This is a genomic window from Buttiauxella selenatireducens (genome assembly GCF_031432975.1).
Lineage (GTDB): Bacteria > Pseudomonadota > Gammaproteobacteria > Enterobacterales > Enterobacteriaceae > Buttiauxella > Buttiauxella selenatireducens.
Map to the genome: position 1 here is coordinate 4,489,139 of NZ_CP133838.1, position 14,454 is coordinate 4,503,592.

General features: G+C 46.3%; 4 protein-coding genes. All 4 read right to left on the reverse strand.

The window, feature by feature from the left end:
- Nucleotides 1-122: 122 nt before the first annotated feature.
- Nucleotides 123-3,371, reverse strand: a complete 3,249-nt coding sequence (locus RHD99_RS20575; protein WP_309876280.1) for a type I restriction endonuclease subunit R — start codon at nt 3,369-3,371, stop codon at nt 123-125.
- Nucleotides 3,368-4,729 (reverse strand): restriction endonuclease subunit S, encoded by a 1,362-nt coding sequence (locus tag RHD99_RS20580; protein ID WP_309876282.1) that lies wholly within the window; start codon nt 4,727-4,729, stop codon nt 3,368-3,370. The genes RHD99_RS20575 and RHD99_RS20580 overlap by 4 nt, the downstream gene beginning before the upstream one ends.
- Nucleotides 4,729-7,092 (reverse strand): type I restriction-modification system subunit M, encoded by a 2,364-nt coding sequence (locus tag RHD99_RS20585; RefSeq protein ID WP_309876284.1) that lies wholly within the window; start codon nt 7,090-7,092, stop codon nt 4,729-4,731. Before RHD99_RS20585 ends, RHD99_RS20580 begins: the two co-directional genes overlap by 1 nt.
- A gap of 175 nt (nt 7,093-7,267) precedes the next feature.
- On the reverse strand, nt 7,268-14,269 hold the full coding sequence (locus tag RHD99_RS20590; protein ID WP_309876286.1) for an autotransporter outer membrane beta-barrel domain-containing protein: 7,002 nt from the start codon (nt 14,267-14,269) through the stop codon (nt 7,268-7,270).
- Between the last annotated feature and the right edge of the window lie 185 nt (nt 14,270-14,454).

A 14,454-nucleotide genomic window follows, 5' to 3' on the forward strand; every position in this document is an offset into this window, starting at 1 on the left:
CCAGCCCATTTATCCCTACAGGGATTGGGCTGGTGGTTTCGGGTCCGCCACCGCTGATGGGGATACATTTTACCTGCGTTCCATACCAGACAACGCATCCCCACTCCTGGTCAGTTAAAAAACTACGCCCCTTTCAACATATCAAACACCACCCGCGCAAACCCTTTCGCCAGTTCTGGGTTAGACAGATACTGCATCATCATCTCTTGCTGGGCGTCATTGCTGTCCATCACCGCATCATCAATGGCTTTAGGGAAATCCCCCAGCATGGCCTGTTCACGGGTGTTGTTGGCAATCTGCGTCATCACCGCCTGGTTTTCCGATAACTTGTCGCGCACGGTAAAGGCGTAATTAATCATGTCTTTATCGCTAAGGTTATCGGTAATAAACAGGTCGTTCAGGCGCGCCAGAATGTTAGACAGAAACTCTTCTTTTTTATCCTTCGGCTTGGCGGTGCCAACGTCGTTGCCCGGCTCGATTTTGTATTCTTCGGCATCTTCCTGAAGCTTGAGATGCTGCTCGTGGATTTTCGATAAGCGATAATGGCTCATTTCCACGTTGCTTAAATCAATCTCGTCTTCTTCAATGCGCTGCTCATGCAGTAACGGGCGCAGATGGCGGGCGAACAGGCTGAGTTTCTCCAGTTCCTTGTCATCGTACTCAACGATTTGCGACATAAACTCGTAAAAACGGACAAAGCTGCCGAGATCTTTCTTGAAGATATCCAGTTTGTCTTTCTCTTGTTTGCACTCTTTGAAGCTGTTTTCCGCGTTGGTGATAAGCACCGTATCGTTGGTTTTTTTCGTGCGTTCAAAGATCTCTTTTGCCAGCTTATAAGCCTCAACAGCGGAGCTATAACGCTTCTTCCAACGCTCAACGGCAGGTTTGCAGATATTGCTAATCGCGGCGTTAGATTTGTTTTTAGTGAAGAAGGCGTCACAGAATTGCTCGACTTCATTCCACTGGAAAATGCCGCTGGTGCGAAGCTTCTGGAACAGTTCAAAGACCAGTTGTGGGTCGCTGACATCGGTCAGTTCAGCCGTTTGGTAGTAAGGCTGGAATGCGCCCAGAACTTCCTCGGGTTCGTTCCAGAAATCAAGTACGAAAGTGCCCGACTGCGCTTTGCCCGGATAGGTGCGGTTCAGGCGAGATAACGTCTGTACGCACTCCACTCCACCCAGTTTTTTATCCACATACATGGCACACAACTTCGGCTGGTCGAAACCGGTCTGGAACTTATTCGCCACCAGCATCACCTGATAATCATCACTATCGAAGGCTTTGCGCATGTCCCGGCCTTTCAGCCCTGGGTTCATATTGGTTTCGGTAAACTTCTTATTCAGCAGCGCGAGGCTGTTAGGATCACTTTCGAAGAATTCTACTTCGCCGGAAAACGCGACCATGGCGTTAACCTTCTGGTAGTTGTTCTCCGCAATATATTTATCAAACGCCAGTTTGTAGCGCACCGCCGCTTTGCGAGAACTGGTGACGACCATCGCTTTAGCCTGTCCGCCCAGTAAATGCATCACATGTTTGCGGTAGTGCTCAACAATCACTTTTACTTTTTGCGAGACGTTGTGCTCGTGCAGCACGACCCACTGGTTCAGTTTGATTTTGGCTTTTTTGCTGTCCACTTCCCGGTCAGGGTCATCCAACTTTTTCAGCAGCTTATACGCCACTTTGTAGTTGGTATAGTTCTTCAGCACATCAAGAATAAAGCCTTCTTCGATGGCCTGGCGCATGGAGTAAACGTGGAAGGCTTCCGGCTTATTGGTTTTCGATGCCGGTTCCAGAGGATTAGGACGGCGGCCAAACAGCTCTAGTGTTTTGGCTTTTGGCGTGGCGGTAAACGCATAGTAGTTAAGATTACTGCTGTTTTTACGCGCCGCGATGGTGGCATCAAGAATATCTTCCGAAGACAACTCCACATCGTCATCCGCTTCGTCTTTCATCAGCACTTCTTTGAGCTGACGCGCCGTAGAGCCACTTTGCGAGGAGTGCGCTTCGTCGGCAATTACCGCATATTTGCGCTGTTTGAGGCTGACACTGTTTTCGATGGCTTTCAGTACGAACGGGAAGGTCTGAATGGTGACGATAATAATCGGCTGCGAGTTTTCCAGCGCGCTGGCGAGCTTTTCTGATTTTGAGCCATCGCCTTCTTTATTGTTGATGCGCCCAACCACACCATCCGCATGTTCAAACTGGTAGATAGTGTCCTGAAGTTGGTCATCCAGCACGGTGCGGTCCGTGACCACAATCACCGAATGGAATTGCTTCTCGCCCTTCTCATCATAGAGACGGGAAAGCTGATGGGCAGTCCAGGCGATCGAGTTAGATTTACCGGAACCGGCGCTGTGCTGAATCAGATATTTATGGCCAGTGCCTTCATCTGCGGCAGCACTAATCAGTTTATTCACCACATCCCACTGGTGATAACGCGGGAAGATCAGACTCTCTTTTTTAACTTTCAGCCCGTTCCAGTCTTCTTTCTCTTCGATTTGCAGGTGTACAAAACTGGCGAGGATTTTCAGCAGATTGTCGGGCAGCAGGACTTCATTCCACAAATAGCTGGTGGCATATTCGTTTTCATCCTCAGGGATTTCATTCCCCGCGCCGCCTTCTTTGGTGCCTTTGTTAAACGGCAGGAAGAAGGTGTCATCCCCTGCCAGTTTGGTGGCCATAAACACTTCATACTGGCTGACGGCAAAGTGCACCAGTGCGCCACGTTTGAAGGTCAGCAGCGGCTCAGGTTTGTTGGTGACCGGGTCTTTCGGCAAACGCGTTTTCTTATATTGTTTGATCGCGTTGTGTACCGCCTGCTTGAACTCGGACTTCAGCTCAAGGGTAGCTATCGGCAGGCCATTGATAAACAGCACCAGATCGATACGCCATTTTTTAGCGATTGAACCGGTTTCATCCAATGCGGCTTTGGTGGCATAGGGGCTATAAACCAGTTCCGGCACCACACGGCAGATATTCTGTTTATAACGCGCCAGAGTTTCCGGGTTGAGATTGTGCTCGGGCTTAAACTGGCATAGCGAAAAGCGCGCATTATGGCTTTTGATTCCGTGACGCAATACGCCCAGCGTGCCGTAAGTACGTGATAGCTGGTCTGTGGCGTTGTTATCAGCTTTTTTAAGTTGCGCCACCAGCAAATCGAGGTAATGGCGTTCGGTATCGGTGGGGTAAATCTTCGAGAACTTTTCCCATTCCAGCGGCTGAGTGTTTTGCACAAAGGCAATGGCATCCTGCGAGTACAAAGCACGTTCGCGGTCATAGCCGTCAGACTTGCCACGAATCCAGCCTTTATCTTCCATCTGAGCAATCATTTCATCCTGGAAAATCAGCTCTTTGGTGGTGTCCATACTCATGCGGTAGCTTCCTCTGATGCCTCGATATCGCTGGTGTCTGGTGCAGCCCAGTTGCGTACGTCGATTTTGCCGGTGACGGCGGCGGAGATAAGGGCTGTGCGGCGTTCTTGCAGAAGAACGACTTGCTTAATACTAAGTTCTTCCGTTGCTTTTATTTTTTTAAGCTGAAAATCAACAAATTTGAGAATTTCATCTCTTTCCTTCTTGGGAGGAACAAGTAACGGTGTTTCTTTAATATTTGTTGATGAAATGGATGCAAGGTTTGTACTTTGCTTAGCCACACGATAGAAGTGAAATTTAGCATAAGCTGCACGAGTAAGCATATCTAGCCATTCTGGTTCAATAGAATTAGGGCGAATCGCAAAAACATGGTTTTGATGAATGCAATTATTAATCGGAGCAGTCCATACAGCACCTCGGCCTAATTGATCATTATCCCCTCCCTCATTCATCAATACATCACCATCGCGGAGTAAATATCGCCCTAACTGACTTGGTTCAATATCTATGCTATGCACATCGTCAAGATCAAGATAACCATCCTGAACGTTAGCAACACGAAGCATAGGCACTGAAATACTGTTCTTGCCTGTTAGATCTTTTCCTTTAGGTATTCCAGATTGCAAACTTGAAGTGTGCTTTAACCTGCGAACAATCCAGTGCTCCGGCACTTCACCCAACCACTCAACACCAGAATCTTTCATCGGCACATCAGGGTTTAGTCCTTTAGTCACAGCATGACTGATCACTGCCTGACGCTTTTCTTTAAGCAGTTCAATGAGTTGCTGTTGATTCTCGATTAGGTTGTCGATTTTTGCGGTTTCGTGGTCGAGGAATTCGGCTATGGTGTCTGATTCTTTACCTTCCACCTTAATCACATTTAATGCCCCAAGGCGTTCGGAGTTCAAGATTTTCAAAACATTCCCGGTCGCTAACTCCTCAAGCTGTGTTCTGGCAGCTTGCATCAGATAAAAATAATATCTTTCGTGATTACGAAAAGTGGCAGCAGTGATTTGCTGATTAGTTGAGACGGTTTCTCTTACGTAGCCACATTTACCAATTGTCCCGATACAACAGATAAGTGTTGAATTAGGCTCAATATGTCTTAATAACTTCCAACCTGTATCACTAACATATTTCGACGCGCGTGTTTCCAGTCCATGCTCATTTATATCTTCAGGCCTAACCCAAGGATACCCTTCATCTGCATAGTTCTCTTCGTTTTGAGTTGGTGGGGTTAATCCTGTAGTAAGTGAACATAAACGCTTTAGCGCCGTACAAACCCAATGAGTTGGAATATCCCCCAGCCACTCAACCCCAGAATCCTTATATTCTGAATATGCCTTATATTTAGCCATCAGGAATGTACCTCATGCAGCAGCTTCATAATCTCGGCACTAACAGCATCCAGATCGGCATCAATCTCTTCTAATGGGCGCGGTGGTTGGTAAACATAGAAATGGCGGTTAAACGGAATTTCATAACCAACAATCCCCACCTCACCGTCTTTGGCATCTCGCTTATCGGCGTTAATCCAGGCATCGGATACATGTGGCAGAACTTCAGCTTTAAAGTAGTTTTCAATCAGGTCGCTGGTGGCAATGGCTGGGTTTAACGGTACGTTCTCGTTATCGCGCAGATCGCCGTCCTGTTCGAACTCCACCACTTTGCCTTTGTATTCAAATGCGCCGTACAGTGGCTGGGCGGCTTCTTTCAGCACCTTTTTCACTACCGGTTCGGCGGCAGGGTTTTTAGTGGTGATGGCATCGATAAACTGTTTGTTCTCTTTAGTATCGAGCTTCACGCCAGCCGTTTTAATCGCATCTTTCAGAGTGAGCTGGAACTCATTAAAGTCATTACTAACCAGAACTTTGCCACCCGCTTTTGCACCCAATGCCGTCTGGATTTGCTGCGCTTTATCCATCAATGCGCGTTGTGCTAGCCACAGTTTGCTGTCCAGAAGGTCTTTAATTTGCTTCTCTTTCAGTTCAGCAAATTCCGCTTTGATAATGGCGCGGGCTTCTACCTCCAGCTCGCTAAAATCGCCGTAGCTATCGGCATTCCACTGTGCGCCAAACTCTTCAAACAGGCGTTCCAATGGCGCGTTAAGCGGTTTGGTTGCAAAACGCAAAATAGCGATAGCTTCGTCAGTCACTTGTGCAGACAAACGTAGCGGGCGTTCGATGGTCAGGCGGCGGTAGCCAAAATCAGTGCTGTTAAAGATTTTACTGGCAAAGGTTTTCGGCGCTTCAGTTTTGGTTGTAGCAGACTGACGGCCACGGTTAGATTTTTGCTCCGGTGCTTTATCAAGCCCCAACTCTTCAAGAGAAGTCGCATCCACCACTTCAAACTCACCAAAGGTCTGGGTGATAAGCTTAATATCGTCCTCACCCATCAGGTTACGCTTGGAACCTAAAGACTTGCGCATCTTGCCGCACAGGTTGGTGCCATCAATGAGCTGGACTTTGCCTTTACGCTCGGCGGCTTTCTTGTTCGACAGAATCCACACATAGGTGGCAATGCCGGTGTTGTAGAACATATCCGTCGGCAGCGCGACAATGCCTTCCAGCAAATCGGCTTCCAGAATATAACGGCGGATTTCACTCTCACCGCTACCTGCACCGCCGGTAAACAGCGGCGAACCGTTAAGGATAATGCCGATACGCCCACCGTTGCTCACCGAGCCATCAACATTGCCGTTATCGCGCATTTTGCTGATCAGGTGCATCAGGAACAGCAGCGAGCCATCGGACACACGCGGCAGGCCTGGACCAAAACGCCCGTTAAAGCCTTTTTGCAGGTGTTCGTCGTTAATCTCGCCTTCAATCTTCTTCCAGTCCACGCCAAACGGTGGGTTAGATAGCATGTAGTCGAACTGGTCTTGCGGGAGCTGGTCGTTGGAAAGCGTGTTCCCCAGCTTGATGCGGCTGACGTCCTGGCCTTTGATCAGCATATCGGCTTTACAGATGGCATAAGACTCAGGGTTCAGCTCCTGACCAAACGCACGCATCACCGCATTTGGGTTTAACTCGTGCACATATTCCATGCCAGAAGAGAGGAAACCACCAGTACCGGCTGTCGGGTCGTAAATGGTACGGATGATGCCGTCTTTAGACAGCGCTTCATCATCTTCCATAAACACCAGCGAGGTGGTTAAGCGCACGATATCGCGTGGGGTAAAGTGCTCCCCGGCCGTCTCGTTTGAGCTCTCCGCAAAACGGCGGATTAACTCTTCAAACACCAGCCCCATTTCATGGTTAGAAATGGCTTTCGGGCTCAGGTCTGTGGTGGCGAATTTCTTAACAATTTTGAACAGCAGGTTGGCATCATCCAGCAGGCCAACAAACTCACTGAATTTGAAATGCTCAAAGATTTCACGCGCGTCCTTTGAGAAGCACTGAACGTAGTTCTCAAGGTTTTCCCGGATGTCGTTCTGCCCCATCTTGCCAAGATCCATCTGCGAGGTATTGAAGAACGACAAACCTTTGGTGGCGCGTAACAGAAACTTCTCTCGCCCTTCTTCCGGCAACGGGCTGGCTTTCAGCTTTTCTGCTTCCGCAACCACAGCCTCTTTGGTCGGCGCTAACACGCACTCAAGACGGCGTAACAGCGTAAAAGGCAGAATCACGCGCCCGTACTGGGATTGCTTAAAATCACCACGCAGCAGGTCAGCGACCGACCAGATAAAGGCAGCCGTTTGAGAGAAGTTAGTGTTAGTCATGAGTGATACCAAAGAGTGTGACGAATGGACGTGATTATACATAAGCCATTTTGCATCGCACTGCATTGATGCGCATCGTTTTGAAATCAGGCTTTGGGGAGGCGTTCAATAAAAATGCCAGTCAGTTTCCCGACTGGCATGGTCTAAAGTGAAGAAGTCTTAATGGACGTTTTAGTTAAAAATTATATTTCACACCAATCATTGCAGCACTATCACTATAACCGTGGCTGCCAATTTGGCTTCCGACATTACCCCAGATATTGAGGCTATTGTTGATTTTCCCTTCCACACCAATTTTCAACTCAGCAATATCTTTGGCTCCGGCCATGGATGAGAAATCGCTATTCATCGTAGTACCAAAGCTTTTGCTGTTGTGGATCCAGTTTGCTTCAACAAATGGCTCAAACTCTCGCCCTTTACCATTGTCCATTTGGTTATGGCCCCTGAGATAAGTTCTGACACCCAGGCGAGTCATGAGATTGCCATCTCCCTCCATTCCCACACGAGTTCCATTTGCTTCGGTATGTGGATCAGCTTTAACACCCATCCATACAGCCTGGGCATGTGGTTGAACATACACAGTGTTAGTACTGCCTTTACTGCCCTTGAACTCGGCGGTTTTAAAGGTATAGCCCGTTTCTACTGAGGCGGTAAAGCCATTAGACTTATAGGATTCAGATGCCAAATCATCACCCTTCACACTGTTATTGAACCAGTTGTACTGTACCCAGGTATCAACATATGTACCGGTATATTCAGCTTCGTTGGCAAACCATGTGCCGTAAACACCCACGCTGTAGCCGTTAACCGATCCATCAGCTTTGTAGTGTGTCACCGAGGAGCGAGTGTTACTGCTGTTGTTACCATATCCCGCCATCACACCAAGATGGGTACGGCTTCCACCTTCTGAACCCCAATCCGCAATGTCTCCCCCCAACTGCAGGACATAACGATTGCTTTGTGTTTTCAATTGACCAGTATTGTCGCGGAAACGATTATGCCCACCGGTGTTACGCATCCACATGCTGGTCACTTTCTCTTCACCAGTCAGTGCATCAACATAATTTGTCTCACCCAGACGGTCATGTAATGTGGTAACAAACATGGTATTAGCCGCCGCGATATTAGCGGTGTATGCCCCAGCTTCAGGACGTACGACACGCTCGGAAGCAGAATTATCCGTGTCTTCTGGCTTTGGCTTATTATCCTCGGGAGCACGAAGTTGTGATTCCAGATACCAGTTCCCATCAGACTTCCCTTTATTCAGGAAGTAATCATAAGCTCCTGCAACGGCACGCCCCTGGAGCGTAAAATCACCATTCGAGTTGCCACCAACCTGAACGACTTCAATACCTTTATTAGTCTGTGCGCCATAGCCTCCCAAATTGCTGACCTGAACACGCGTACTACCTGAGGTATCGCCATTCACTACCATTTTGTCCGTTGTGGAGTTGTCATCGCCCAATACGGTGTTCAGTGAAAGCAGTCCGTTATCACCGGTATAGTTACCATTAACAACCAGTACATTCCCCGCGGTTGCGCCAGCCAGTTTTATCTCGCCACTATTGGTGAGGCTTCCGACCGTTAGCGTACTCTTCACCTGATTGGTATAACCGCTTAGTGTATTCAGTGCGGCCAATGTTCCCTTGTTGTTAACACTTCCTGTCACCTCACCATTACCACCAAGTGTCGCACCTGATGCAATATTGACCTCACCATTTCCTGACAACTTGCCATTCTCTGACTCGTTATTACCAAGGATCCAGCGCCCCTGCTGAATAGTAGTTGTACCGGAATACGACAGTTCTCGGTTAACAACCAAATCTGCAGCGCCTAATTTCTCAACATCACCCGTGCCAGTAATGGCATTCATCAATTGCCAGCCCGTATCAGCCGTCAAGTGCAGGATCCCGTCGTTATTGACTTTTGCTGTCCCCAGGTTTTTAGAAGCATAGGCATGCAGTTGGCTACCGCTGCCCACAGCAAAGTTTCCACTAAAAGCACTGTTATCTGCCGTCAGTGTGATATCTGCATTATCCTTGAGTTCAACCAGACCGGAGCCCGCCAGTTGCTTGCTTAATTGGCCTGTAATCGCTGTATCGTTTGCCTGTTGTTTGACGAAGGTTAGACGGTCGTCATTTGCTTGCAGGTTTAAAATGCCTGAGTCACCTAGCCCCGACACATTATTCAGCAATACCGTTGAGCCGCCTTCAACCGAAACATCGCCAGTAAAACTAGAATTCGCGCCGTTTACAGTTACGACACTCGGATCAATAATCAACTTGCCGCTACCTAGCAGCGTATTAGAGCTGATAGTACCGCCGTCGGTATTACCCGTTGTACGCAAGCCATCTGTAATAAGCAGTTCACTACCGGCAGACAATATTATCTGACTACCAGCCGCAGTATTCAGAGCACCGACCTTCTGGCTGTGCCCCTGCATATCAACTTTTGCGTTATTTTCTATACGCAGATTATTTGTGTTACCCAATACCCCATCGTTTGCCAGAGCCAGCGTGCCACTGTTAACAACCGTTTCTCCTGAATAGTCGTTATCCAGGTTAGACAGTGAAACCACACCCGTACCGGTATCTATATGTAAATCACCGCTACCAGTCACTTTGGCGCTCAGATCACTGGATGGACCTTGTTTACCGTAACTGTTAAGGACTAAGGAATCAGCGCCCCGACTCAGCAGCTCTACTTGAGTAAGACCATAGTTGATGTATAAACCATCAGCACTATCGCCACCAGTAAGGCGATAATCCCAGGTCCCTATTGCCACTGTTTTACCTTGCTGGGTAATGTCTGCATTCAAGGCATCAGAAATCACATTTCCATTTTTGTCGACCAGAGTCAGGTTGCCTGCACTCCCCTGAACCGCAGTATCAGAAGTCGCCAACTTAATCAGATTGCCCGCATCATCCTGTTCAAGAATAGTCAGTTGGCTATTTAGCTGCGGAGGAGCATTACTCACGCTGCCCGTATCAACCTGGACTGTTCCTCGTCCGAGCAGATTCATATCTGTTGCTTTTATCGTTCCTGCTGCGGTGCTATTTCCGGGAGTAACACAATCAAAACTTACAGTACCCCCACTAAAGGCTAAGCCACCGATGTGTTGTTCACCGTTCCCAACGTGGGTAAAGTTACCGCTTCCGGTATTCAGTGTTGCCTTGCTCAATGCAGCGGTATTCAGGCCGGAGAGTTCAAAACGGCTGTTAGTTAAATGCACAGAGCCATTAAAGCCATCTACTGCATTGTTTGCAGTAAAATTAAATTGCCCATTATTAGCATCAACAAACACGGTACCATTGCCCGTTATATGGCTGTTAAATGCCAGATCAGAGGTAGATTTGAGTTCCAGTCGGCTGGTGGAATCAATGTTATAGCCCGTGCCATTCGCATCACTTGCCATATCGCCCAAAGCCGGATTTATACCATCCAGAGTGAGCGTAGAACCTGACGTTAAATCAATATGTTCGATGCCAGTAATGGCATCGGCGCGATCCCAAATATACGCCGCATTCTGCAAACGCAACGTATCATCACCGCCACCACCATTTACAGATGTGAAAATTAAGTTTTCACTGGCTTTCACACCAGAAAGCAGGAACACATCATTACCGGAATCGGTGGTGAAATCAGTACCCGTACTACCTGATTCCAGCGTGACCAGATTGTCACCTTTAAGAAGGTTTATTTGCCCGAGGATATTTGCGCCGCTGGCATTGGTGAATTTCACACCATTACCATTGGTCGTTTCTATAGCTATGGCATCTTTATCAGCAGCCTGTATATCGCCATGGTTAATAAAGGTATTAACAAAACCATTGTTAATATCAACGACCGGAGATATTGAGGATTTAGACTTCAGCACACCCGACTGCTCTACCTGCTGAGTAGTGCCTTTGACGGTTAATGCTGCACCACCATTGCTGTCGAGTACATTTACATTTACCCCGGTTTTAAGATCGGTTGAAGCATCGGTCACAATGCCTTTACCAGCGGCTTGCTGCACATTAATCGTCAGATTTTTTGAGTCCGACATATCGAGAGACTGATCGGTCTGTGAACCATTCGCGAGATTTTCAAACAGAATACCCGTACCACTACCGGTAACATTAATCGTTCCCGAGTTGGTTTGCTCCAGTGATGCACCGGTATGAATACCAATTCCATTTCCAACATTAATGGTCGTATTGGTCAGTTGGATACCAGAAATGTTGGCTATGTTTTCTATGGCACTACCCGTGCCGTTGCTATCCATATCGATAGTGGCATCTTTGACGGTCAAACCTTTAGCGCCATTAGCAAGCAAAATACCATGGGCTGTTCCGGCAGCCTGAGTAACTCCATTACCAGTCAGATTTAAAGTCGCGTTGTTGCCAACCTGGAAAGCAGCATTTCCATCGATAGCACTGACAGTTGACTGATTATTAACGACAGAATCAGCCCCCTGAATGTCTACCGCAGTACCATTAACACTGATATCACCGTCATTATTAAGCGTCCCGCCAGAAATGAGGACTCCAGTGCTACCCGCCTGGTCAAGATTTATAGTGCCCTTGTGATTTAATGTGCCACCGTTGCGCGCAATATAGCCAAAAGCGCCACTGGCAGTATTGCTACTATTAAGTGTTGCAAAGCTGGTGAGTACAGAATCCCCTTTTAAGCCAGTAATAACATTGCCGTCAAGATCATAGTAGTCGCCATCAACAATTCCAGCCGTCGTATTTTTACCTGCTACTTTTATGATCGCTGTATTTGAGGTAATTTCACCACTTGCACCACCTTCAATTCGAATACCTGTTGCACCATCACCCGTAATCTCAAGTGATTGCGATCCTGCCGAAGTAAATTTACTGCCAATACCAGTAACTTGTATGATAGAAGAATCTTTTCCAGACGCTTTTAGAAGAGAGCTACCCGCACTATTGCTGTTGAAATTCGCACCACCCTCAATACGATATAACGTCGAATTTTCGGTGGAAACATCCTGTGCTTGCGTAGAAGAATTGTTAATCTCGGAACCATTGCCATAAATAAAATAGCCAATCTGGTTTTTACCGCTATTGAGCTTTAACTGTCCCGTATTAGAAATATCAATCTTACCGCCATTACGAGCATGTAAACCAATGGCGTTATCCGCATCCAGATTAACTCTACCATTCAGTAACAAATAGGAACCATTACCCTCAACCCACCCACCAAAATTCTTTAATGTTGACGAAATATCACCATTAATGATATTGATTTCACCCGTACTGTTAGCTGTACTTCCATTAAGTAATTTGATTCCTACAGCGCTATATCCATTTAGATTAATTTTTCCGTTGTTAACAATACCGGACGCCCCATTATCAGCAAGAATACCAATGTTTTGCGCCGTCTTCGTTCCATTGATATCAATAATCCCGTCCTGCTTGACGGTTATGTTACCGGCTCCATCAGCTTTAATCGCCATCGCATTTTCTACATTCTTACCTATCGCGATAGTTCCGGTATTGTTGATAGTGCCGCTTTTGATGAACATTCCGATAGCAGGGAGCTTCACATCTACATCGTTCGTCGCTTCACTAATGGTAGACTGAGCTGTCCGACCAATATAAATATTCCCCGCATTATTAGCATTCGCGGATCCCTGCACAAAAACACCATAGGTGTACAGGTTGTCTAATGCATCAGTGGGCTCGCCGCCAGTGGCAATATTCATTACACCACTTGCACCGTTGTTAAATGTGGCTGTATCCTCTAACACCACCCCCGTCGCATTGAAAGAACGTTGACGCGATGCCACATTGATGACACCCGAGTTTTCTACAAGCGTTGATCCCGTAGCATAAATAGCCGTGTGCGCTCCTGCAAAGGCATTTGTGACATCTTTGCTTGTTCCCGCATCAAGAACCCCGCGGTTATTTACAGTACTGTCACGCGCCGAGACAATATAATCCCCACCAGCAGCACCATCAGCCACGCCAAGCGTACCTTCATTATTTAACGTCGCACCATTAGTTAAACTGACAACACTAACATCGCTGAATACCGCTTGAATATTTGCATCATTTGATATATTCACAATGGAACGTGAACCGTGAGCATTAATAAATGAGTTCACATCTCTATTTGCTTGTTTGAGTATATTATCCCCTGCAGATATACCCGTATTAAACTGAATGCTATGATTCCCTGAGTTGCTATAAGCTTTTGCGAACTCCGCGTCATATTGATCCGGTGATAACGTACCATTACTTATCGCATTGATTAATGCTGTGTTATAGTTTTTTAAGTCATTAAGTGACGTTACGGTGTAGTCACCAATAGCGCTTGTAAATCTCCCGGAAAAATCTGTGCTATTGAAATTATAAAAATTACCTGCTGGCGGAAAAAAATTCATCACATTGCCACTTTTGACAATAGTTTTTGAATTATAATTTAGTACTGCATCATTTGTATCTGAAGCCTGACTACCGACATCAAAAACACGTGTCTCTTTAGTCACAGCAGCGAAATTATTTTGGCTATTAGTGGCCCAACTTGCATCTTTGGTTCCAACATCAACATTGAGTGTTCCTCCGGCAGTTACCGAAGCAAGTCTCATGTTGTAATATTGTTTATCCCCTACAGGGGTGTTGATCGTCACGACCATATCGCCAACAACCTGGCTAGAAAAATTGCCATTATCGTAAACTGCAATCGTTCTTGTAGCTCCCGTAACAGGATCGGTATAATTTATATCTTTCGTATGTCCACCAAAACTAACGGTCGAAAGATTAACATCTGAACTCCCCGGAATCAGATAGCCTTTTTTTTCAGCATCGCGGATGCTGATCTGAACAAAACCAGACTGGCCAGGAGAAATACCACCAAATCCATATGTGCCGGTGATTAAATTAGTTGTTTCAGAGTTTCCGATCGTCAGACTGCCAACTCCATTACTATTCAACTCCGGAGAAAACAGTGGGATTACTTGAGAGGCAGCATTAACTGAAGATATACCAGAAATAGATGTTAAAATAAAAGCTGTAATAAATTTAATTTTGAAAGGCGAAACAACAAGGCTTGTGATTATATTTTTATTAGAATTATTTGATTTAACACCATTGCTTTTTGCAAGTTCAGATACGACAATAAAACATGAGTGACTTACACTCCAAATTACTTTAAAAACGCTATTCATTATAATACCTTATTTACATCCGCATAAAAAAAACGGTTTAAATTATCACCTCTCATTCTGGTGAATATTGATCATCATCAATATTCACCTTTGCGTAAAAAATGTTAAACATACTAAAAATACAAAGAATAAACCGTCATTAAAGGAAAATATAATCACCGCACAAATAATCACCATCAAAATAT